Origin of the sequence: Pseudomonas sp. B34(2017) (genome assembly GCF_002112915.1) — a bacterium.
Classification (GTDB): domain Bacteria; phylum Pseudomonadota; class Gammaproteobacteria; order Pseudomonadales; family Pseudomonadaceae; genus Aquipseudomonas; species Aquipseudomonas pharyngis.
Genome location: NZ_NEJA01000005.1, coordinates 304,668 through 327,172, shown reverse-complemented (window position 1 = coordinate 327,172; position 22,505 = coordinate 304,668). Strand labels below are relative to the sequence as shown.

The 22,505-nt window shown below is 61.6% G+C and carries 18 protein-coding genes; 14 read left to right on the top strand and 4 right to left on the bottom strand.

The window, feature by feature from the left end; all coding sequences use genetic code 11:
- Window positions 1–12: 12 nt before the first annotated feature.
- Window positions 13–2,457 carry a penicillin-binding protein 1A gene (locus CAF80_RS18025; RefSeq protein ID WP_371855321.1) on the bottom strand — a complete coding sequence of 815 codons (2,445 nt, stop codon included), beginning with the start codon at window positions 2,455–2,457 and terminating at the stop codon, window positions 13–15.
- 220 nt (window positions 2,458–2,677) lie between these two features.
- On the opposite strand from CAF80_RS18025, the gene CAF80_RS18020 reads away from it, so the two are divergent.
- The 11 genes from CAF80_RS18020 (at window position 2,678) to hemE (ending at window position 18,491) form a co-directional block, all read left to right on the top strand.
- A complete protein-coding gene (locus tag CAF80_RS18020; protein ID WP_007952389.1) occupies window positions 2,678–3,742 on the top strand; it encodes a pilus assembly protein PilM in 1,065 nt (354 codons plus the stop codon).
- Window positions 3,742–4,308: a PilN domain-containing protein gene (locus CAF80_RS18015; RefSeq protein ID WP_074689559.1), complete on the top strand. Its 567-nt coding sequence runs from the start codon at window positions 3,742–3,744 to the stop codon at window positions 4,306–4,308. Before CAF80_RS18020 ends, CAF80_RS18015 begins: the two co-directional genes overlap by 1 nt.
- Window positions 4,305–4,928: a type 4a pilus biogenesis protein PilO gene (gene pilO, locus CAF80_RS18010; protein WP_064382837.1), complete on the top strand. Its 624-nt coding sequence runs from the start codon at window positions 4,305–4,307 to the stop codon at window positions 4,926–4,928. Before CAF80_RS18015 ends, pilO begins: the two co-directional genes overlap by 4 nt.
- The gene (locus CAF80_RS18005) at window positions 4,925–5,449 is read left to right on the top strand and encodes a pilus assembly protein PilP (protein WP_039766425.1); all 525 of its coding nucleotides are present in this window, start codon (window positions 4,925–4,927) and stop codon (window positions 5,447–5,449) included. Before pilO ends, CAF80_RS18005 begins: the two co-directional genes overlap by 4 nt.
- Window positions 5,450–5,463: 14 nt before the next feature.
- Window positions 5,464–7,542, top strand: a complete 2,079-nt coding sequence (pilQ, locus tag CAF80_RS18000; RefSeq protein WP_039766429.1) for a type IV pilus secretin PilQ — start codon at window positions 5,464–5,466, stop codon at window positions 7,540–7,542.
- A gap of 4 nt (window positions 7,543–7,546) precedes the next feature.
- Window positions 7,547–8,065 (top strand): shikimate kinase AroK, encoded by a 519-nt coding sequence (gene aroK, locus CAF80_RS17995; RefSeq protein ID WP_011332081.1) that lies wholly within the window; start codon window positions 7,547–7,549, stop codon window positions 8,063–8,065.
- A gap of 152 nt (window positions 8,066–8,217) precedes the next feature.
- A complete protein-coding gene (gene aroB, locus CAF80_RS17990; protein ID WP_039766431.1) occupies window positions 8,218–9,318 on the top strand; it encodes a 3-dehydroquinate synthase in 1,101 nt (366 codons plus the stop codon).
- Window positions 9,319–9,328: 10 nt separating this feature from the next.
- On the top strand, window positions 9,329–10,930 hold the full coding sequence (locus CAF80_RS17985; RefSeq protein ID WP_085611133.1) for an AAA family ATPase: 1,602 nt from the start codon (window positions 9,329–9,331) through the stop codon (window positions 10,928–10,930).
- 349 nt (window positions 10,931–11,279) lie between these two features.
- Window positions 11,280–15,725 (top strand): glutamate synthase large subunit, encoded by a 4,446-nt coding sequence (gltB, locus tag CAF80_RS17975; RefSeq protein ID WP_085667692.1) that lies wholly within the window; start codon window positions 11,280–11,282, stop codon window positions 15,723–15,725.
- Between the two features lie 33 nt (window positions 15,726–15,758).
- Entirely contained in the window at window positions 15,759–17,177 is a 1,419-nt protein-coding gene (locus tag CAF80_RS17970) for an FAD-dependent oxidoreductase (RefSeq protein ID WP_007909438.1), read from the top strand.
- 246 nt (window positions 17,178–17,423) lie between these two features.
- Window positions 17,424–18,491: a uroporphyrinogen decarboxylase gene (hemE, locus tag CAF80_RS17965; RefSeq protein WP_007952372.1), complete on the top strand. Its 1,068-nt coding sequence runs from the start codon at window positions 17,424–17,426 to the stop codon at window positions 18,489–18,491.
- Between the two features lie 70 nt (window positions 18,492–18,561).
- Here hemE and CAF80_RS17960 read toward each other — a convergent pair whose 3' ends face one another.
- Window positions 18,562–19,836 (bottom strand): MFS transporter, encoded by a 1,275-nt coding sequence (locus CAF80_RS17960; RefSeq protein WP_039766449.1) that lies wholly within the window; start codon window positions 19,834–19,836, stop codon window positions 18,562–18,564.
- Window positions 19,837–19,954: 118 nt separating this feature from the next.
- On the opposite strand from CAF80_RS17960, the gene CAF80_RS17955 reads away from it, so the two are divergent.
- Window positions 19,955–20,851: a LysR family transcriptional regulator gene (locus tag CAF80_RS17955; RefSeq protein ID WP_039766450.1), complete on the top strand. Its 897-nt coding sequence runs from the start codon at window positions 19,955–19,957 to the stop codon at window positions 20,849–20,851.
- Here CAF80_RS17955 and CAF80_RS17950 read toward each other — a convergent pair whose 3' ends face one another.
- A complete protein-coding gene (locus tag CAF80_RS17950; protein ID WP_074689573.1) occupies window positions 20,852–21,289 on the bottom strand; it encodes an excinuclease in 438 nt (145 codons plus the stop codon).
- Between the two features lie 118 nt (window positions 21,290–21,407).
- On the opposite strand from CAF80_RS17950, the gene CAF80_RS17945 reads away from it, so the two are divergent.
- Both CAF80_RS17945 and CAF80_RS17940 read left to right on the top strand, forming a co-directional pair.
- The gene (locus CAF80_RS17945) at window positions 21,408–21,713 is read left to right on the top strand and encodes a type II toxin-antitoxin system RelE/ParE family toxin (protein ID WP_039766452.1); all 306 of its coding nucleotides are present in this window, start codon (window positions 21,408–21,410) and stop codon (window positions 21,711–21,713) included.
- The gene (locus CAF80_RS17940; protein ID WP_011332089.1) at window positions 21,710–21,997 is read left to right on the top strand and encodes an addiction module antidote protein; all 288 of its coding nucleotides are present in this window, start codon (window positions 21,710–21,712) and stop codon (window positions 21,995–21,997) included. The genes CAF80_RS17945 and CAF80_RS17940 overlap by 4 nt, the downstream gene beginning before the upstream one ends.
- Before the next feature lie 49 nt (window positions 21,998–22,046).
- Here the strand turns inward: CAF80_RS17940 and CAF80_RS17935 are convergent, their stop codons facing one another.
- Window positions 22,047–22,487, bottom strand: a complete 441-nt coding sequence (locus CAF80_RS17935) for a hypothetical protein (protein ID WP_011332090.1) — start codon at window positions 22,485–22,487, stop codon at window positions 22,047–22,049.
- Between the last annotated feature and the right edge of the window lie 18 nt (window positions 22,488–22,505).

Here is a 22,505-nt window from a genome sequence, read left to right as displayed (position 1 = left end):
GGCAGTTGCGGATCAGAACAAATCGATCGGCGCCTGTTCATCCGCCGGCAGCGGGCTGCCCGGTACGGTGCCATTGCCGATCTCGTTGACCGACGGTGGCGTGTCTTCGGCCTTGAACAGCTCGAAGTACGCGCCCGGTGTGCTCGGCGATGCCGCGCGACCGCTGACCGGATCCACCCGCAGGCTGAGAATGCCTTCCGGCTCCGGCTGGACATGCGGTGGCTTGTCCTTGAGCGCGGCGGCCATGTAGTTCATCCAGATCGGCAGTGCCACGGTACCGCCGAACTCACGGCGACCGAGGCTTTCCGGCTGGTCGAAACCGGTCCACACGGTGGTCACGTAGTCGGCGTTGTAACCGGAGAACCACGCATCCTTGGATTCGTTGGTGGTACCGGTCTTGCCGGCGATGTCGCTGCGGCCCAGGGCCAGTGCACGACGACCGGTGCCGAGCTTGATCACGTCCTGCAACATGCTGTTGAGGATGTAAGTAGTACGGCCATCGACGATGCGCTCGGCAACTGCCGGTGCTTGCGGCACGGCGGCGTTGCCCGGCGCTTCACCCGGAACCGGCGCTGCATTGACGGTAAACGATTCGGTAGCGGGGGCCGCGATGCCATCGGTGGCCGCGCCGCCCTGCGGTACGGTCGGCGGGTTGGCGACGAACAGCGTATCGCCGTTGCGGCTTTCGATCTTGTCGATGATGTACGGGGTGATCTTGTAGCCGCCGTTGGCGAAGGTGCTCCAGCCGGTGGCAATTTCCATCGGCGTCAGGGTCGCGGTGCCCAGCGCCAGGGACAGGTTTGGCGGCAGGTCCTGCTTGTTGAAGCCGAAGCGGGTGATGTAATCGATGGTCTTGCCCACGCCCATCGCCTGCAGCAGGCGGATCGAAACCAGGTTGCGCGACTTGTACAGCGCCTCACGCAGACGGATCGGGCCGAGGAAGGTGTTGGTGTCGTTCTTCGGACGCCAGACCTTGTCCAGGTACTCGTCGACGAACACGATCGGCGCGTCGTTGACCAGGCTGGCGGCGGTGTAGCCGTTATCCAGTGCGGCGCTGTAGACGAACGGCTTGAAGCTCGAACCCGGCTGACGCTTGGCCTGCATCGCACGGTTGTAGTTGCTCTGCTCGAAGGCGAAGCCGCCGACCAGCGAACGGATCGCGCCGTTCTGTGGATCCAGCGACACCAGTGCGCCCTGCGCCTGTGGAATTTGGCTGAACTTCAGCGAATTGTTCGGCTGGCGCTGCACGCGAATCAGATCGCCGATCTGTGCCACATCCGACGGCTGGCGCGGCGCGGCACCCATGCTGTTGGTATTGAGGAACGGTCGCGCCCATTTCATGGTGTCCCACGCCACGTGCTCTTCGCCGGTGCGGGTCAGCACTTGCAGGCCGTTCTTGTCGACCTGGGTGACGATGGCCGGCTCGAGGCTGCTGATGGTGCGCTGCTTGGTCAGTTCAGTGGCCCAGGCTTCGCGGGTCTTGCCCGGCAGGCGCGACTCGGGGCCACGGTAGCCGTGACGCTGATCGTAGGTCATCAGGCCTTCGTGCAGCGCGGTGTTGGCCATCTCCTGGAGGTTGCTCGGCACCGTGGTGGTGACGCGGAAACCTTCGGTATAGGCGTCGCTGCCGTAGCGGCCGACCATTTCCGCGCGAGCCATCTCGGCGATGTACGGCGCGTTCACTTCCGGGGTCGGCACGTGATAACTGGCGTTCAGCGGTTCGTTGATCGCGGCGGTGTAGTCGGCTTCGGTGATCTTGCCGAGCTTGTACATGCGGCCGAGGATCCAGTCGCGACGCTCCTTGCTGCGCGCCGGGTTGGCCAGCGGGTTGAAGCGCGACGGGGCTTTCGGCAGGCCGGCGATCATCGCCATCTGCGCCAGGCTGACTTCGCGGATCGACTTGCCGTAATACACCTGCGCCGCCGCCTCGATGCCGTAGGCGCGGTTGCCCAGATAGATCTTGTTCACGTACAGCTCAAGGATCTCGTCCTTGGTCAGCTGGCGTTCGATCTGCAGCGCCAGAAGGATTTCAGTGGTCTTGCGCGAGAAGCTGCGTTCGCTGGTCAGGAAGAAGTTCTTCGCCACCTGCATGGTGATGGTGCTGCCGCCGGACTGGATGTGCCCGCTCTTGACCAGTTGGGTCGCGGCACGCATCAGGCTGCTCGGATCGACGCCATAGTGATTGGCGAAGTTGTCGTCTTCAGCACTTAGTAACGCATTGATGAAATTGGGGGGAATGTCGGCGAAACGGATCGGTGTGCGGCGCATTTCGCCAAATTCTGCGATCAACTTGTTGTCGCTGCTGTACACCCGCAGGGGAATCTGCAACTGAATGCTTCTCAGCGCCTCCACAGATGGCAAACCCGGACTAAGGTAAAGAAACGCGCCGCTGAGACCTAAAAGCAGTCCGCAGAAAACGGCGACGATGGACCAACCGAAAAATTTCAGCAGACGAATCAAGGCTTTTGGACATCCACGGCAAAGAATGAATTGGGCGACAGGGTTCCGGGTAACACACAGAACGACCCGCGCCGGCAGTAAAAGGCGGAAAAAATCGCTGGGCATTATAAGCACTTTTCCGCAGGGGGCGTCATTTGCGCTTCTGTCAAGACGGGGCGAGGGAACGCAATGCGCATTACAGAGTCCGTAACTCACGGAAAGTCATAGGGAATTGGTAGTGCTAGGACTCTTCAATAAAAAGGCCAATACGTTACTGGGGATCGACATCAGCTCCACGTCGGTGAAGCTGCTGGAGCTGAGCCGTCAGGGTGAACGCTACCGGGTCGAGGCGTATGCGGTAGAGCCGTTGCCGGCGAGTGCCGTGGTCGAAAAGAACATCGCTGAACTCGAGGGCGTCGGCCAGGCCCTGTCCCGGGTGCTGGTCAAGGCGCGTACCGGGTTGAAAACCGTGGCGGTGGCGGTGGCCGGCTCGGCGGTGATCACCAAGGTCATCGAGATGGACGCCGGGCTGTCCGACGATGAACTGGAAAACCAGCTCAAGATCGAGGCCGATCAATACATTCCCTACCCGCTGGACGAGGTCGCCATCGACTTCGAAGTCCAAGGCGTTTCGCCGCGCAACCCCGAGCGGGTCAACGTACTGCTGGCCGCCTGTCGCAAGGAAAACGTCGAAGTCCGCGAAGCGGCGCTCGCTCTCGCCGGGCTGACCGCGCGGGTGGTAGATGTAGAGGCGTATGCGCTGGAGCGCTCGTTCGGCCTGCTGGCCACGCAACTGGCTGCGTCCCAGGATCGGCTGACGGTGGCCGTGGTCGACATCGGCGCCACCATGACCACGCTAAGCGTCCTGCACAATGGCCGGATCATCTACACCCGTGAACAGCTGTTCGGCGGTCGGCAGTTGACCGAGGAAATCCAGCGCCGTTATGGCCTGACCCTTGAACAGGCGGGGCTCGCCAAGAAGCAGGGGGGCTTGCCGGACGACTACGTCAGCGAGGTATTGCAACCGTTTCGCGAGGCGCTGGTGCAGCAGGTGTCACGCTCCTTGCAGTTCTTTTTTGCCTCCGGCCAGTACAACGCCGTCGACCACATTCTGCTGGCCGGCGGCACGGCATCGGTGCCCGGGCTCGACCGGCTGATCGAAGAACGTTTGAACACCCCGACCCAGGTCGCCAACCCGTTTTCCGACATGGCCTTGAGCAGCAAAGTCAACGCCGGGGCTTTGGCGAGCGATGCGCCGGCCCTGATGATTGCCTGCGGGCTCGCGCTCAGGAGTTTCGACTGATGGCGCGGATCAACCTTTTACCCTGGCGCGAGGAGCGACGCGAGGAGCGGCGCAAACGCTTCCTGCTGGTCTTGATCGGTGTGGTGGTCGGTTCGGTGGGGGCGGTGCTCATCGCTGATCAGATCATCAGCGGCGCCATTGCCCGGCAGGTGGCGCGCAATGACTACATCGGCAAGCAGATCTCCGTGGTCGACGAGAGGATCAAGCAGATCAGCGACCTCAAGGCCCATCGCCAGCAACTGGTGGAGCGCATGCGCATCATCCAGGACTTGCAGGGCAACCGGCAGATCAGCGGGCGGATCTTCGATCAGCTGGCGCGCACCTTGCCTGACGGGGTGTATTTCACCGACGTGAAAATGGTCGGCAAGACCCTGTCGATCAGCGGCGCGGCGGAATCGAACAATCGAGTGTCCGACCTGATGCGCAATCTCGACGCCTCCGACTGGTTCGATGCGCCCAACCTCAATGAAGTGAAAGCCACCACCGCTGGCCAGGTGGATCAGGCCAACGTCTTCCAACTGACCGTTCGCCAGACTCGACCCCGGCTCGAGGAGGACGACCAATGAAGCCGTCCGAGTGGCTGGACAGCCTGCGCAATGTCGATTTCAACGACCTGGACACCAGCAACATTGGCTCCTGGCCGCCTGTAGTCAAAACCCTGGCCGGCGGGCTGTTGATGGTGCTGGTCCTGGCGCTTGGCTATAACTTTTTCATCAGTGACCTGGAGAACCAGCTCGAACTCAAACGTGAGGAGGAAATCACCCTCAAGGAGCAGTTCGCGAGCAAGGCGCGCATGGCGGCCAATCTGGAGCTGTACACCCAGCAGATGAAAGAGATGGAAAACTCGTTCGGTGTGTTGTTGCGGCAATTGCCCAGTGATACCGAAGTGCCGGGGTTGCTGGAAGACATCACCCGCACCGGACTGGGCAGTGGCCTTGAGTTCGAAGAGATCAAACTGCTGCCTGAGGTTACCCAGCAGTTCTACATCGAGCTGCCCATCCAGATCACCGTGACCGGGGCCTATCACGACCTCGCGACCTTCGTCAGTGGCGTGGCCGGGCTGCCACGGATCGTCACCCTGCACGATTTCGAGCTGGCGCCAGCCAATCCTGAAGGCGGGCCGAAGCTGCGCATGAGCATCCTCGCCAAGACCTACCGCTATAACGACAAGGGGCTGCAGAAATGAGCCCGATCCGTTTTATCGCCCTGTCGGCATTGTTATTGGTGCTCGGTGGCTGTGGCGGCGATGACTTCAGCGACCTCGACGCCTACATGAATGAAGTGCGCCTGCGTCCGCCGGGCAAGATCGAGCCGACTCCGACCTTCCGCTCCTACCCGACGTTCACCTACAGCGCCGCCAACCTGCGCAGTCCGTTTTCGCGCCAGCTGCGGGTCGATCTGGCCGGGCAGAAACATGGCTCGCGCGACGTGAAACCCGATCCCAACCGGGTCAAGCAATACCTCGAAGGTTTCAACATCGAGCAGTTTGAAATGGTCGGCACGATTGCCAACGCCTCCGGTTCCTTCGCCCTGCTGCGAGGCGCGGGCGGCGTCCATCGGCTCAAGGTCGGCGACTATCTGGGGCGCAACGACGGGCGCATCGTCGCCATCAGCGCTTCACAGGTCGAAGTGGTGGAAATCGTTCCCGATGGCCAGGGCGCCTGGCTTGAGCGGCCGCGCACCATTCCTTTGAAAGAGCATTCATAAGTGGAAGTCGAACAATGAACAGGATTTTCTCCACCCTCGGTTTTTCGCTATGGATAGCGCTGCTTTCGCCGATGGTACAGGCAGCCAATCTGAAGGCGCTGGACGTCGCGGCACTGCCGGGCGACCGGGTCGAGCTGAAGCTGTCGTTCGACGGCCCGCCCCCGCAGCCCAAGGGCTACACCACCGACTCGCCGGCACGGATCGCACTCGATCTGCCGGGTGTCGCCAGTCAGTTGGCAAGCAAGACCCGTGACCTGGGCAGTGGCAATGCCCGCACGGCCACGGTGGTCGAGGCCAATAATCGTACACGGCTGATCATCAGCCTGACGCAACTGGCACCGTACGACACCCGGGTCGAGGGCAATACGGTGTTCGTGGTGGTCGGGCAAGGCAGTAAAGCCGCTGCCCCACGTACGGCCGCTCGTGCACCGCGCGCAGCACCTGCGGCAGCGCCGGTCCGCACGTTTACGCCGACCGCCAGAGCCATTCGCGGCGTGGATTTCCAGCGTGGTACGGCGGGCGAGGGCAACGTGGTCATCGACTTGTCCGACCCGGCTATCGCCCCGGACATCCAGGAGCACGACGGCAAGATCATCCTCAATTTCGCCCGTACCCAATTGCCAGAACCGCTGCGGGTGCGCCTCGACGTCAAGGACTTCGCCACCCCGGTGCAGTTCGTCAATGCCGGGGTCAGCGGTGATCGAGCGACGATCACCGTCGAACCCAGCGGTACTTTCGACTATTCCACCTACCAGACCGACAACAAGCTGACCGTCAGCATCCGGCCGTTGACCGTCGATGACCTGCAAAAACGCAACGCCGACCGCAACAGCTATAACGGCGAAAAGCTCTCGCTCAACTTTCAGGACATCGATGTGCGTTCGGTGCTGCAACTGATCGCCGACTTCACCAACCTCAATCTGGTGGCCAGCGATACCGTGCAGGGCGGCATTACCTTGCGCCTGCAGAACGTGCCGTGGGATCAGGCGCTGGATCTGGTGCTCAAGACCAAAGGCCTGGACAAGCGCAAGGTCGGCAACGTGTTGCTGGTGGCGCCGGCGGATGAAATTGCTGCGCGCGAGCGGCAGGAACTGGAATCGCAGAAACAGATCGCCGAACTGGCGCCGCTGCGTCGTGAGCTATTGCAGGTGAACTACGCCAAGGCCGCCGACATCGCCAAGCTGTTCCAGTCTGTCACCAGCGCCGAGGCGAAGGTCGACGAGCGGGGTTCTATCACCGTCGATGAGCGCACCAACAACATCATTGCCTACCAGACCCAGGATCGCCTCGACGAGCTGCGGCGGATTGTGGCGCAGCTGGATATTCCGGTGCGTCAGGTGATGATCGAGGCACGGATCGTCGAGGCCAACGTCGATTACGACAAGAGCTTGGGCGTGCGCTGGGGCGGTTCGATTCAGAACAAGGGCAACTGGAACACTTCCGGGGTCAGCAACGGTTCGTCGACCACCATTGGAACGCCGGGCAGCACCAGCACCAACTCGCCGTTCGTCGACATGGGCACGGTCAACAACACGTCCGGGATCGGCATCGCGTTCATCACTGACAACGTCTTGCTCGACCTTGAACTGACCGCGATGGAGAAGACCGGCAACGGCGAAATCGTCTCGCAGCCCAAGGTGGTCACCTCCGACAAGGAGACCGCGAAGATCCTCAAGGGCACCGAGATTCCGTACCAGGAAGCCAGCTCCAGCGGCGCTACGTCGGTGTCCTTCAAGGAGGCATCGCTGTCGCTGGAAGTGACGCCGCAGATCACCCCGGACAACCGCATCATCATGGAGGTGAAGGTCACCAAGGACGAACCGGACTACCTGAACAAAGTGCAGGATGTACCGCCGATCAAGAAGAACGAGGTCAATGCCAAGGTGCTGGTGAACGACGGCGAAACCATCGTGATCGGGGGCGTTTTCTCAAATACTCAGAGCAAGGTTGTAGATAAGGTGCCATTTCTTGGCGATGTGCCGTATCTTGGCCGCCTTTTCCGGCGTGATGTGGTTTCGGAGAAAAAATCCGAGCTGCTGGTATTTCTCACTCCGCGTATCATGAATAACCAGGCGATTGCTGTGAGTCGTTGATTCTGTGCGAAATTTGATTCTTGTAGGACCGATGGGGGCTGGAAAAAGCACCATCGGCCGATTACTGGCCAAAGAGCTGCGCCTGCCGTTCAAGGATTCCGACAAGGAAATTGAACTGCGTACGGGCGCCAATATTCCGTGGATCTTCGACAAGGAAGGCGAGCCCGGCTTTCGTGACCGTGAGCAGGCGATGATCGCCGAGCTTTGCGCATTCGACGGCGTAGTGCTGGCGACCGGCGGCGGCGCGGTGATGCGCGATGCCAACCGCAAGGCCCTGCACGAGGGCGGGCGGGTGGTGTATCTGCACGCCTCCGTCGAACAGCAAGTCGGCCGCACCTCTCGCGACCGCAACCGGCCGTTGTTGCGCACTGCCAATCCGGAGAAAACCTTGCGCGATCTGCTGGCGATCCGTGATCCGCTTTATCGGGAAATCGCCGACTTGGTGGTGGAAACCGACGAGCGGCCACCGCGCATGGTCGTGCTCGATATTCTCGACCGCCTGGCGCAGCTTCCGCCCCGTTAAAGCATTGCTCGAAATGCGCTATCCTCGGCGTCCTGTCACAGCCCGCCGAGGTTGTGGCGGATGGCGTGCGAGCGGCGTCATACCCGCTACAGGCCGCAGACAACCAATAATTCAGGGCAGGACGCCTGCTTCCATCTTCACTGTGGGGACACATGCAGACACTCAAGGTCGACCTAGGCGAGCGCAGCTACCCGATTCACATTGGCGAGGGACTGCTGGACCAGCCAGATCTGTTGGCCCCGCATATCCATGGGCGGCAAGTGGCAATCATCTCCAACGAGACCGTTGCGCCGCTCTATCTCGAGCGTCTGACCCGGAGCCTGGCGCAGTTTTCAGTGGTTTCCGTGGTGTTGCCCGACGGCGAAGCCTTCAAGAACTGGGAAACCCTGCAACTGATCTTCGACGGCCTGCTGACCGCCCGTCATGACCGCCGCACCACGGTGATCGCCCTCGGTGGTGGCGTGATCGGCGACATGGCCGGTTTCGCGGCCGCCTGCTACCAGCGCGGCGTCGATTTCATCCAGATTCCTACCACGCTGCTGTCCCAGGTCGATTCGTCGGTGGGCGGCAAGACCGGGATCAACCATCCGCTGGGCAAGAACATGGTTGGCGCGTTCTATCAGCCGAACGTGGTGCTGATCGATACCGCGTCCCTGAAAACCTTGCCGGCGCGCGAGCTGTCGGCAGGGCTGGCGGAAGTCATCAAGTACGGCCTGATCTGCGACGAGCCGTTCCTGACCTGGCTCGAAGACAATGTCGACGCCCTGCGTGCACTGGATCAAACGGCCCTGACCTATGCCATCGAGCGCTCTTGCGCCGCCAAGGCTGCAGTGGTCGGCGCCGATGAGAAGGAAACCGGTGTACGGGCCACACTCAACCTCGGCCACACCTTTGGCCACGCCATCGAAACCCACATGGGCTATGGTGTCTGGTTGCATGGCGAAGCGGTCGCTGCTGGCACCGTGATGGCGCTGGAAATGTCCGCGCGTCTGGGCTGGATCAGCGAGCAGGAGCGTGATCGCGGCATTCGCCTGTTCCAGCGGGCCGGTCTGCCGGTGATCCCGCCGGAAGAGATGACCGAAGCCGATTTCCTTGAACACATGGCAATTGACAAAAAAGTGATCGACGGTCGCTTGCGCCTGGTGCTGCTGCGCCGGATGGGCGAAGCGGTGGTGACCGACGATTATCCGAAAGAGGTTCTACAGGCCACGCTGGGAGCGGATTACCGCGCTCTGGCTCAGCTTAAAGGTTAATAAGATTCCGATGACTAGTTTGCATGCCGACGAGGCGTTCCTCGGCCATTTCCAGTTAAGTCACGACCCTTTCGCGCCGCGGGTGCCGGGCTTCAAGTTCTTCCCGGCCCAGCGCAAGCCGGTGCTGGGTCAGCTGCATCACCTGGCGCGTTACAGCCAGTTGCTGCTGGTGGTCACCGGCCCGCAGGGCAGCGGCAAGACCCTGCTGCGCCAAGCGCTGGTTGCCAGCACCAACAAGCAATCGGTGCAGAGCGTCGTCGTTTCCGCCCGTGGCGCCGGCGATGCCGCCGGTGTGCTGCGCCAGATCGCCCAGGCGCTGGACGTGGCGCAGGCCGAGGTCGGGGCGATCCTCGATCAGGTCGTGCAGCTCGCGCTGACCGGTCAGGAAGTCTATCTGCTGGTGGATGATGCCGAGCAGCTCGACGAGTCCGCCCTTGAAGCCCTGATGGCGCTGGGCGCCGGCGCGCCGGAAGGTCGCCCGCACGTGTTCCTGTTCGGCGAGTCGTCACTGATCGCCCAGCTCGAGGCTTTGCACCTTGAGGAAGAGCGCTTCCACGTCATCGAATTGCAGCCGTACACCGAAGAAGAAACCCGCGAGTATCTCGACCAGCGGCTCGAAGGCGCCGGCCGGGGTGTCGAACTTTTCACCGCGGATCAGATCTCTGATATTCACGAAAGCTCCGAGGGTTGGCCCGGCAACATCAACCAGGTCGCTCGCGATGCTCTGATCGAAGTCATGATTGCCAGCCGCTCTGCGGTCAAGCGTCCAAGTATGGGGTTCAACATGCCGAAGAAACACGTATTGGCGATTTCCGCCGTCGTTGTGGTCGCGGTCGCTGCCGCCTGGCTGATGCCGGGTCGCAACAAGGCACCGACCACCGGTGCGCCGGCCAACGAGCAGGCGCAACTGCCATTGGGCCAGGGCACACCGCAGGCGGGTGGCGCGCCGTCCGTCGAATTCAACGGCAATACCCAGCCGATGCCGCTGCCGCTGGTCGGCAACTCGCAGCCGGTGATGCGTGGTCCGCTGGCTGAAGCGGCGGGTGGTATCACCGAGGGCGACGACGGTGTGCCGGTCGAAGGATCCAGCAACACGCCACCGACCGTGACGACTACCGCGCCACCCGCGGGCGTTCAGGCCGGCCCTGCGCCGACCCCGGTTCCGGTTCCGGCCCCGGCGGCCAAACCGACCCCGGCACCGACCCAGGTCGCTACCGCCAAGCCTGCTCCGGCCGCTCCAGTGGCCAAACCGGCTCCGGCACCTGCCAAGCCTGTTGCCGCCGCCAAACCTGCCGAGAAGCCGGTCACCGTCGCCAAGGCCGCCGGTGGCAGCTGGTACGCCGGTCAGCCGACCAGCAACTACGTGGTACAGATCCTCGGCACCAGCTCCGAAGCGACCGCGCAAAACTTCGTCAAGGAGCAGGGCGGCGAGTACCGTTATTTCAAGAAAGTCCTCAACGGCAAGCCTCTCTACGTGATCACCTACGGCAACTTCGCCAATCGTGATGCAGCCGTTTCTGCCATCAAGGCCTTGCCAGCGAAGGTTCAGGCTGGTAAACCTTGGCCTCGCACTGTCGCCAGCGTCCAACAGGAACTGGCAACAACTCGCTGAAGATTCGGCGGCCTTACCCAGGCCGCCTCTCCAAGCACCTCAAAATTTCTACAAGTGCGCGCTTCCTTTCAGGTCGCGTGCCTTGTGGTGTCTGCGTCACAGTAGTCTTTGAGTCGTTGCGGTCAAAATTAAAAAAGTTTTGACTAGCACAGCAGATCGCTTTAAACCTTTCACAAATGCGACATGAATTTGCGACATTTCGTCGTCAAATTTGTGAGCCTCTGTGTCGCTGTGTACAATGACCACCCTTTTGCCCCCGCAAAGCCGGCGTACGTTCGGCGCGGAAAGCAAGTGGTTGAATTGAAAAGAAATTTGCCTCGTTAAGAGGCAGCCTGGTGAGAAAGTGTCTATGAAAGCAGGTCTGTACCAACCAGATGAATTCAAGGATAACTGCGGTTTCGGCCTGATAGCCCATATGCAGGGCGAACCCAGTCATACCCTTTTGCAAACGGCCATCGAGGCCCTGACCTGCATGACCCACCGCGGTGGGATTAATGCCGACGGCAAGACCGGTGACGGTTGCGGTCTGCTGATTCAAAAACCCGACGCCTTCCTGCGTGCCATTGCCCAGGAAACCTTCAGCGTCGAGCTGCCCAAGCAATACGCCGTGGGCATGGTCTTCTTCAATCAGGATCCGGCCAAGGCCGAAGCCGCTCGCGAGAACATGAACCGCGAGATCCTGGCCGAAGGCCTGCAACTGATCGGCTGGCGCAAAGTACCGATCGACACCAGCGTCCTCGGCCGCCTGGCCCTTGAGCGCCTGCCGCAGATCGAGCAGGTGTACATCGGCGGCGAAGGCCTGAGCGATCAGGACATGGCGGTCAAGCTGTTCAGCGCCCGTCGTCGCTCGTCCGTGGCCAATGCCGCCGACACCGACCACTACATCTGCAGCTTTTCCCACAAGACCATCATCTATAAAGGCCTGATGATGCCGGCCGACCTGGCCGCGTTCTATCCGGACCTGGGTGACCAGCGCCTGCAAACCGCGATCTGCGTGTTCCACCAGCGCTTCTCCACCAACACCCTGCCGAAATGGCCGCTGGCTCAGCCATTCCGCTTCCTCGCCCACAACGGCGAGATCAACACCATCACCGGCAACCGCAACTGGGCTCAGGCCCGTCGCACCAAGTTCACCAACGATCTGATGGATCTGGAAGAACTCGGCCCACTGGTCAACCGCGTCGGTTCCGACTCCTCGAGCATGGACAACATGCTCGAACTGATGGTCACCGGCGGCATCGACCTGTTCCGTGGCGTGCGGATGATCATTCCGCCAGCGTGGCAGAACGTTGAAACCATGGACCCGGATCTGCGTGCGTTCTACGAGTACAACTCGATGCACATGGAGCCGTGGGACGGTCCGGCCGGCGTGGTCATGACCGACGGTCGCTACGCGGTGTGCCTGCTCGACCGTAACGGTCTGCGCCCGGCGCGCTGGGTCACCACCAAGAACGGTTTCATCACCCTGGCTTCGGAAATCGGCGTCTGGAACTACCAGCCTGAAGACGTGCTCGCCAAGGGCCGTGTCGGCCCGGGCCAGATCTTCGCCGTGGACACCGAAACCGGGCAGATCCTCGACACCGACGCGATCGACAATCGTCTGAAATCCCGTCATCCGTACAAGCAATGGCTGCGCAAGAACGCCCTGCGCATCCAGGCGACCATGGAAGACAACGATCACGGTTCGGCTTTCTACGACGTCGATCAGCTCAAGCAATACATGAAGATGTATCAGGTCACGTTCGAAGAGCGCGATCAGGTACTGCGTCCGCTTGGCGAGCAAGGCTACGAAGCCGTCGGCTCGATGGGCGACGACACGCCGATGGCCGTGCTGTCCCAGCGCGTGCGCACGCCGTACGACTATTTCCGTCAGCAGTTCGCACAGGTGACCAACCCGCCGATCGACCCGCTGCGTGAAGCGATCGTGATGTCGCTGGAAATCTGCCTCGGTGCCGAGCGCAACATCTTCCAGGAATCGCCGGAACACGCTTCGCGCGTGATCCTCAGCTCGCCGGTCATTTCCCCGGCCAAGTGGCGTTCGCTGATGAACCTCGACCGTCCGGGCTTCGAGCGGCAGATCATCGACCTCAACTACGACGAAAGCGTCGGCCTCGAAGCGGCGATCCGTAACGTCGCGGATCAGGCTGAAGAAGCCGTGCGTGCCGGTCGTACCCAGATCGTTCTGAGCGACCGTCATATCGCTCCGGGCAAACTGCCGATCCACGCTTCGCTGGCCACCGGCGCGGTGCACCACCGCCTGACCGAAAAAGGCCTGCGCTGCGACTCCAACATCCTGGTTGAAACCGCCACCGCACGGGATCCGCACCACTTCGCGGTGCTGATCGGCTTTGGCGCCTCGGCGGTCTATCCGTTCCTGGCCTACGAAGTGCTGGGCGACCTGATCCGTACCGGTGAAGTCCTGGGCGACCTCTACGAGGTGTTCAAGAACTACCGCAAAGGCATCACCAAAGGTCTGTTGAAGATCCTGTCGAAGATGGGCATCTCGACCATCGCGTCGTATCGCGGTGCTCAGTTGTTCGAAGCGATCGGTCTTTCCGAGGAAGTCTGCGAGCTGAGCTTCCGTGGCGTGCCGAGCCGAATCAAGGGTGCGCGTTTCGTCGACATCGAAGCCGAACAGAAAGCACTGGCCACCGAAGCCTGGAGTCCGCGCAAGCCGATCCAGCAGGGCGGTCTGCTGAAGTTCGTCCACGGTGGCGAATATCACGCGTACAACCCGGACGTGGTCAACACCCTGCAAGCCGCCGTGCAGCAGGGCGACTACGCCAAATTCAAGGAATACACCTCGCTGGTGGACAACCGTCCGGTGTCGATGATCCGCGACCTGTTCAAGGTCAAGACCCTCGACACCCCGCTGGACATCAGTGAAGTCGAGCCGCTGGAGTCGGTGCTCAAGCGCTTCGACTCCGCCGGTATCTCGCTGGGCGCCCTGTCGCCGGAAGCTCACGAAGCCCTGGCCGAAGCCATGAACCGCCTCGGTGCGCGTTCCAACTCCGGCGAAGGCGGCGAAGACCCGGCGCGCTACGGCACCATCAAGAGCTCGAAAATCAAGCAGGTCGCGACCGGCCGTTTCGGGGTGACCCCGGAATACCTGGTCAACGCCGAAGTGCTGCAGATCAAGGTCGCCCAGGGCGCCAAGCCGGGCGAGGGCGGGCAACTGCCGGGCGGCAAAGTGAACGGGCTGATCGCCAAGCTGCGTTACGCAGTGCCGGGCGTGACCCTGATTTCGCCACCACCGCACCACGACATCTATTCGATTGAAGACTTGTCGCAGTTGATCTTTGACCTGAAACAGGTCAACCCGAAGGCGCTGGTTTCGGTGAAACTCGTGGCTGAAGCAGGCGTCGGCACCATCGCTGCCGGTGTGGCCAAGGCCTATGCGGACTTGATCACCATCTCCGGCTACGACGGTGGCACCGGTGCTTCGCCGCTGACCTCGATCAAATACGCTGGCGCTCCGTGGGAACTCGGCCTGGCCGAAACCCACCAGACCCTGCGCGGCAACGACCTGCGCGGCAAGGTTCGGGTACAGACCGACGGCGGCCTGAAGACCGGCCTCGACGTGATCAAGGCAGCCATCCTCGGTGCCGAAAGCTTCGGCTTCGGTACTGCGCCAATGATCGCGCTGGGCTGCAAATACCTGCGTATCTGCCACCTGAACAACTGCGCCACCGGCGTCGCGACCCAGAACGAGAAGCTGCGCAAGGATCACTACATCGGCACCGTCGACATGGTGGTGAATTTCTTCACCTACGTCGCCGAAGAAACCCGTGAGTGGCTGGCCAAGCTGGGCGTGCATTCCCTCGAAGAGCTGATCGGCCGCACCGATCTGCTGGAAATCCTCGAAGGCCAGACCGCCAAGCAGCATCACCTGGATCTGACCCCGCTGCTGGGCAGCGATCACATTCCGGCGGACAAGCCTCAGTTCTGCGGCGTCGAGCGCAACCCGCCCTTCGACCAGGGCCTGCTGGCCGAGAAAATGGTCGAGATGGCGACGTCGGCGATCAACGACCTCAGTGGCGCCGAGTTCGATCTGGACATCTGCAACTGCGACCGTTCGATCGGCGCGCGGATCTCCGGCGAAATCGCGCGCAAGCACGGCAACCAGGGTATGGCCAACGCGCCGATCACCTTCCGCTTCAAGGGCACGGCGGGCCAGAGCTTCGGCGTGTGGAACGCCGGTGGTCTGAACATGTACCTGGAAGGCGATGCCAACGACTACGTCGGCAAAGGCATGACCGGCGGCAAACTGGTCATCGTGCCGCCGAAGGGCAGCGTTTATAAGACTCAGGAAAGCGCCATCATCGGCAACACCTGCCTGTACGGCGCCACGGGTGGCAAGCTGTTCGCCGCCGGCACCGCAGGCGAGCGTTTCGCCGTGCGCAACTCCGGTGCCCACACGGTCGTGGAAGGCACTGGCGATCACTGCTGTGAGTACATGACCGGTGGTTTTGTCTGCGTTCTGGGCAAGACCGGTTACAACTTCGGCTCTGGCATGACCGGCGGTTTCGCCTACGTGCTCGACCAGGACAACACCTTCGTTGACCGGGTCAACCACGAACTGGTGGAAATCCAGCGGATCAGCGGCGAGGCGATGGAAGCCTATCGCAGCCACCTGCAGAACGTGCTGAACGAGTATGTCGCGGAAACCGACAGCGAGTGGGGTCGTGAACTCGCCGAGAACCTCGATGACTACTTGCGCCGTTTCTGGCTGGTCAAGCCGAAGGCTGCCAACCTGAAGTCGTTGCTTTCCAGCACCCGTGCCAACCCGCAGTGATATGCGCCTGAAGAGTTTGATGAGGTTTTAACAATGGCTGAACGTCTGAATAACGACTTCCAGTTCATCGATGTCGGGCGCAAGGATCCGAAGAAGAAACTGTTGCGTCAACGCAAGAAAGAGTTCGTGGAAATCTACGAACCGTTCAAACCCCAGCAGTCGGCCGACCAGGCCCACCGCTGCCTGGGTTGCGGCAACCCGTACTGCGAATGGAAGTGCCCGGTGCACAACTTCATTCCGAACTGGCTGAAGCTGGTGGCCGAGGGCAACATCCTCCAGGCCGCCGAGCTGTCGCACCAGACCAACACCCTGCCGGAAGTCTGCGGCCGGGTGTGCCCGCAGGATCGTCTGTGTGAGGGTGCCTGCACCCTTAACGACGGCTTCGGCGCGGTGACCATCGGTTCGGTCGAGAAGTACATCACCGACACCGCGTTCGCCATGGGCTGGCGCCCGGACATGTCCAAGGTCAAACCGACCGGCAAGCGTGTAGCGATCATCGGCGCAGGCCCGGCGGGTCTGGGTTGCGCCGACGTGCTGGTGCGCGGCGGCGTGACCCCGGTGGTGTTCGACAAGAACCCGGAAATCGGCGGTCTGCTGACCTTCGGCATCCCCGAGTTCAAGCTTGAGAAGACCGTGCTGAGCAATCGCCGCGAAGTCTTCACCGGCATGGGCATCGAATTCCGCCTCAACACCGAGGTCGGCAAGGACGTGACCATGGAGCAGCTGCTCGCCGAATACGATGCCGTGTTCATGGGCATGGGCACCTACACCTACATGAAGGGCGGTTTTGCCGGTGAGGACCTGCCGGGCGTTTATGACGCACTGGATTTCCTGATCGCCAACGTCAACCGCAACCTGGGCTTTGAAAAGTCGCCGGAAGATTTCGTCGACATGAAAGGCAAGAAGGTCGTGGTGCTGGGCGGCGGCGACACGGCGATGGACTGCAACCGCACGTCGATCCGCCAGGGCGCCAAATCGGTGACCTGCGCCTATCGTCGTGACGAAGCAAACATGCCCGGCTCGCGCAAAGAGGTGAAGAACGCCAAGGAAGAAGGCGTGAAATTCCTCTACAACCGTCAGCCGATCGCTATCGTTGGCGAGGACAAGGTCGAAGGCGTGAAAGTGGTCGAGACCCGTCTCGGCGAGCCGGACGCCCGTGGCCGTCGCAGCCCCGAGCCGATCCCGGGCTCCGAAGAGATCATCCCGGCCGACGCCGTGGTCATCGCGTTCGGTTTCCGTCCAAGCCCGGCGCCGTGGTTCGAGCAGTTCGAAATCCAGACCGACAGCCAGGGCCGCGTCGTTGCACCCGAGCAGGGTCAGTACAAGCACCAGACCAGCAACCCGAAAATCTTCGCCGGTGGCGACATGGTGCGCGGTTCCGACCTGGTGGTGACGGCGATCTTCGAAGGCCGCAATGCGGCTGAAGGGATCCTGGATTACCTGGGCGTCTAAACCTTCCTCTGATCGTTCCCACGTCGAGGCGTCGAACCGTCTGCGTGGGAATGCCTCCCGGGACGCTTTGCGTCCCAAAAGGCGTGACGCGGAGCGTCACTGGCGGCGTTACCACGCGGAGCGTGGGAACGATCTTCTGTGAAAAATACGCGACAAATTGACCCGATAGACAAAAGGCTGACCTGCATCCGTGCCTTTTGCGTCGCGCTCTGAGAAAATGCCCGCACTTTTTTTCCGGATGCCGACATGACTGCCCTGAAGAACGACCGTTTCCTCCGCGCCCTGCTCAAGCAACCCGTAGACGTCACCCCTGTGTGGATGATGCGCCAGGCCGGCCGCTACCTGCCGGAATACCGCGCCAGTCGCGCCCAGGCCGGTGATTTCATGAGCCTGTGCATGAATCCGGAATTCGCCTGCGAAGTCACGCTGCAACCGCTGGACCGCTATCCGCAACTGGACGCGGCGATCCTGTTCTCCGACATCCTCACCATTCCCGATGCCATGGGCCAGGGCCTGTACTTCGAGACCGGTGAAGGTCCGCGCTTCAAGAAAGTCGTCAGCACCCTGGCCGACATCGAAGCCCTGCCGATCCCGGATCCGCACAAAGACCTCGGCTACGTGATGGACGCGGTCAGCACCATCCGCCGCGAACTGAACGGCCGCGTGCCGCTGATCGGTTTCTCCGGCAGCCCGTGGACCCTCGCCACGTACATGGTCGAAGGCGGCTCGTCGAAAGACTTCCGCAAGACCAAGGCGATGCTCTACGACAACCCGCAAGCCATGCACCTGCTGCTGGACAAGCTGGCGCAGTCGGTGACTTCGTACCTCAACGGCCAGATCCAGGCCGGTGCGCAAGCGGTGCAGATCTTCGATACCTGGGGCGGCAACCTGTCCGCGGCGGCGTACCAAGAGTTCTCCCTGGCCTACATGAAGAAAATCGTCAGCGGCCTGATCCGCGAGCACGACGGTCGCAAAGTGCCGGTGATCCTGTTCACCAAGAACGGCGGCCTGTGGCTGGAAAGCATCGCCGACGCTGGCGCCGACGCATTGGGCCTGGACTGGACCTGCGACATCGGCAACGCCCGCGCCCGCGTGGGTGACAAGGTCGCGCTGCAAGGCAACATGGACCCGACCGTGCTCTACGCCAAGCCGGAAGCGATCCGCACCGAAGTCGGGCGCATCCTCGCCAGCTACGGCAAGGGCAGCGGCCACGTGTTCAACCTCGGCCATGGCATCACGCCGGAAGTCGATCCGGAGCACGCTGGCGCGTTCCTGCGTGCGGTGCACGAGTTGTCGGCGCAGTATCACGAGTAATCGGCGCTCAGCTCTAAGGGTAGAAAACAAAAACGCCCGGCTTATGCCGGGCGTTTTTTGTGGGCGCGAATCAGGCTTTGACGCCACCCAGCGGCGGCAACTTCGCCAGCTTCAACGCCACCAACAGCGCCACCAGCAACAGCGCGCCGATAAACAGGCCAATCCCGTTCCACCCCGCCAGGTGCCAGAACACACCGCCTGCCGTCCCGGCGATGCTCGAGCCGGCGTAATAGCTGAACAGGTACAACGACGACGCCTGGCCCTTGGCCTTGAGCGCCCGGCGGCCGATCCAGCTGCTGGCCACCGAGTGGGCGGCGAAGAAGCCGAAGGTGAAGATCAGCATGCCGATGATCACCAGCGGCAGCGGTGTGAACATCGTCAGGGCGAGGCCGGCGAACATCAGGGCGATGGTCGCCCACAGCACTTTGCGACGGCCCAGTTTGTCGGCCAGCGAACCGATTTTCGCCGAGCTGTAGATGCCCGACAGATACACCACCGATAGCAGCCCCACAAACACCTGATCCATGTGGTACGGTTCGGCCAGCAGGCGGTAACCGATGTAGTTGAACAGGGTGACGAACGCGCCCATCAGCACAAACGCCTCAAGGAACAGCAATGGCAGGCCGGCATCGCGAAAGTGCATGGTGAAGCCGTCGAGCAGGCTGCGCGGGTGCAGCGAGCGGGAGCGGAAGTTGCGCGACTCCGGCAGGATTTTCCAGAACACCGCCGCTGCGATCAGCGCCAGGCCGCCAATCACCATCATCGCCGTGTGCCAGCTGACGAAGTCGATCAGCACACCGGTGATCAACCGCCCGCTCATGCCGCCAATCGCGTTGCCGCCGATGTACAGACCCATCGCCAGGCCGATGTGCTGCGGATGGATTTCCTCGCTGAGATAAGTCATTGCCACCGCTGCCAGACCGCTCAATGACAATCCGATCAGCGCGCGCATGATCAATACGCCGTGCCAGCTCGGCATCATCGAACTGGCGATGGTGCACAGCGCCGCGGCAAACAGCGCGGCGACCATCACCGGTTTACGCCCGACCCGATCTGAAATCGGGCCAGTGATCAGCAGACCGAACGCCAGCATGCCGGTGGCCACTGACAGGATCAGGCTGCTCTGCGCGGCGTTGATCGAATATTCGTGGGACAGCAGCGGCATCATCGGCTGCACGCAATACAGCAGGGCGAAGGTGGCGAAGCCGCCGCTGAACAGCGCGAGTACCGTGCGCATGAACGCGGGCGTGCCTTTCTCGATGTAGATCTCTTGCAGTTCGGTCAGCACATCGTCCGCCGCAGCGGGCGGAACTTCATGGGCCAGTGGAGCGACGGCGGTTTTCACATCAGACCTCGGAGGGCGCGGGCAGGCAGGCAATGAAAAAATCATATAGCTGGCTAATGTTTCTATCCAATATATTGTTCGACCTGTTTGATAGCTTTCACGACCTAATGGGGTGTCCATGGAATTGCGTCATCTGCGCTACTTCATCGCCGTCGCCGAAGAACTGCACTTCGGCCGGGCCGCACAGGTGCTGGGCATCTCCCAGCCACCGCTGAGCCAGCAGATCCAGGCGCTGGAACAGGAAGTCGGCGCGCGGCTTTTCGAGCGTACCAATCGTCGGGTCGAGCTCAGCGAGGCCGGGCGACTGTTTCTGGAGGAAGCGCGGCTGGTGCTGGCTCAGGTCGATAAAGCGGCGGACGTGGCCCGCCGCGCGCAACTCGGCGAGTTGGGTGAACTGAAGATCGGCTTCACCTCGTCGGCGCCTTTCAACTCGACCATTCCCCAGGCGATCTTCTCTTTTCGCCAGCGCTTTCCGGCCGTGCACCTGAACCTGCGCGAGATGAGCAGCACCATGGTGGCCGACGCGTTGGTGGACGAATCGATCGAAGTCGGCATCATGCGACCGCTGGGGTTGCCGGATTCGCTCAGCGTGGTCGAACTGATGCGCGAGCCTTTGGTGGCTGTGCTCAGCTCCAAACATCCGCTGGCGCAGGGCTCTGAAGAGGGACTGTTCCTCTCGGCGCTGGCACTTGAGCCGTTCGTGTTCTTCCCGCGCAGCTACGGCAGTGGGCTGTATTCGCAGTTGATAAGCCTGGCCCGAGACGCGGGTTTCAGCCCGCACTTCGCCCAGGAAGCCGGCGAAGCCATGACCATCATCGGTCTGGTGGCAGCGGGTCTGGGCGTGTCAGTGATGCCGGCGTCGTATCAGCGGATGCGCATCGACGGCGTGGTCTATCGACCGCTGCTCGATCCCGAGGCCGTGACGGCGGTGTGGCTGGTGCAGCGCAAGGATCAGAAATCACCGATGGCCAAGGCATTTGTCGAACTGCTCACGCGCAAGGTCGAAGCCGGTTGATCAGGGCAGCCGCACCAGATCACCCTTCAACGCCACTCGTGTGACAAAGATGCCGGCCCGACATTCGTAAGTGTTCAGATCCTTGCGCACATGCTGGTCGTAGTAGCTGACAATGTTGGTCACCGCATTCGCCCCGACACGCTTGGCCTCGGCCTGCAGCGCAATCAGATTCGACTGCAACACCCACTCGCAGGAGTCGTGATCGCTCTTGTTGAAGCCGTTGGTCTTCAGATCGCTGACCACCCCGCGCCGCAACAACCGCTGAGTGCCCTGAGGCCCGTTGCCGACCAGATAAAACTTCACACTGCCATCCAGCCGCCCGGCGCGCATCGCATCCGACACAACGGTTTCGAACGGCATGTACATCAGATTGGTGGCGTGGCTGGCGCTGGGGAGCAGGCTGAAAAGGGCGGCAGCGATCAGGGCTTTCGCTTGCATGGTCGTCTCCTTGACGTAACGCGCAGCAAATCATGGGTATGACGAGTGTAGACGCCGTATATCGGACAGAGAGAAGTCCATGTAGAGTGCGTGTAGCTCAACGGCTACACTTGCAACCATGACTGAGATACTTCGAAGCTCCACATTCTCGAGCTGGCTTGTGAAGCTGGCTGATAGTCGCGCCAGGATGCGTATTCAGGTGCGAATTGATCGTATGGCTGAGGGAAACTTCGGTGATGTCAAAGCCATTGGCGAAGGGATCAGCGAAGCCCGAATTGACTATGGCCCGGGATATCGGGTCTATTTCATGCAGCAAGGTCGTCAGCTGGTCATCCTCCTTTGTGGTGGAGACAAGAGCAGTCAATCTCGAGACATCAAGCAAGCCAGGCTCATCGCGGAATCCTGGCAGGAGCAAAACCCATGACCGAACAATTCACTCGTTGGGACTCAGCCGAGTACCTCAAGACAGAAGAGGACATGGCCAACTATCTGGATGCCTGCATGGAAGAGGCGGGGGATGACCCGGCTTTTATTGCCAAGGCACTTGGCACTATCGCTCGGGCGCGTGGCATGACCCAGGTCGCACGGGATGCGGGGCTATCAAGGGAAAGTCTTTATCGCGCACTGTCAGGCGAGGTAAATCCCGAGTTTGGAACGATCCTCAAAGTCATGAAAGCGCTGGGGCTGAAGTTGCATGCCAGCACATGATCTGAATTGAAAAGGGCGCCGAAAGGCGCCCTTATGTCGTTTCCGGCCGTTACTGAACCGTCGCCAGATCGCCCTTCAACGCTACGCCCGCCATGATGGCGCCTGCGTGGCATTCGTAGGTTTTCGCATCCTTGCGCTCGTTGCTCTTGTAGAAGCTGACGATGTTGGTCACGGCGTTGGCGCCGGCGTTTTTTGCGGCCTGGTGCAGGCTGATGATCGCCGATTGCACGACCCACTCGCAGGCTTCCTGGTCGGTCTTGTTGAAGGCGTTGGTCTTTTTGTTGGTCACGGCGCCGGGGCTGACAACGGTGACTTTGCCAGCCGGGGCGTTGCCCGCCAGATAGAACTTCACGCTGCCGTCGATCTTGCCGGTGCGGGTCGCTTCGGCGACGGCCTTGTCGAACGGCAGGTAGACCGCCGTGTCACGGGCCTGGCTGACGGCCGGCATGGCGCAGATGAGCAGGGTGGCAGCGAGTTTCTTGAAGTGCATGGAGGTCTCCTTGACCTG

Coding starts and splice junctions, on each gene's coding strand:
- hemE (WP_007952372.1), top strand. CDS start 17,424: ATGACTGCCCTGAAGAACGACCGTTTCCTCCGCGCCCTGCTCAAGCAA.
- CAF80_RS17955 (WP_039766450.1), top strand. CDS start 19,955: ATGGAATTGCGTCATCTGCGCTACTTCATCGCCGTCGCCGAAGAACTG.
- CAF80_RS17970 (WP_007909438.1), top strand. CDS start 15,759: ATGGCTGAACGTCTGAATAACGACTTCCAGTTCATCGATGTCGGGCGC.
- CAF80_RS18005 (WP_039766425.1), top strand. CDS start 4,925: ATGAGCCCGATCCGTTTTATCGCCCTGTCGGCATTGTTATTGGTGCTC.
- gltB (WP_085667692.1), top strand. CDS start 11,280: ATGAAAGCAGGTCTGTACCAACCAGATGAATTCAAGGATAACTGCGGT.
- pilQ (WP_039766429.1), top strand. CDS start 5,464: ATGAACAGGATTTTCTCCACCCTCGGTTTTTCGCTATGGATAGCGCTG.
- CAF80_RS18015 (WP_074689559.1), top strand. CDS start 3,742: ATGGCGCGGATCAACCTTTTACCCTGGCGCGAGGAGCGACGCGAGGAG.
- CAF80_RS17985 (WP_085611133.1), top strand. CDS start 9,329: ATGACTAGTTTGCATGCCGACGAGGCGTTCCTCGGCCATTTCCAGTTA.
- CAF80_RS17950 (WP_074689573.1), bottom strand. CDS start 21,289: ATGCAAGCGAAAGCCCTGATCGCTGCCGCCCTTTTCAGCCTGCTCCCC.
- aroB (WP_039766431.1), top strand. CDS start 8,218: ATGCAGACACTCAAGGTCGACCTAGGCGAGCGCAGCTACCCGATTCAC.
- CAF80_RS17940 (WP_011332089.1), top strand. CDS start 21,710: ATGACCGAACAATTCACTCGTTGGGACTCAGCCGAGTACCTCAAGACA.
- pilO (WP_064382837.1), top strand. CDS start 4,305: ATGAAGCCGTCCGAGTGGCTGGACAGCCTGCGCAATGTCGATTTCAAC.
- CAF80_RS17935 (WP_011332090.1), bottom strand. CDS start 22,487: ATGCACTTCAAGAAACTCGCTGCCACCCTGCTCATCTGCGCCATGCCG.
- CAF80_RS17945 (WP_039766452.1), top strand. CDS start 21,408: ATGACTGAGATACTTCGAAGCTCCACATTCTCGAGCTGGCTTGTGAAG.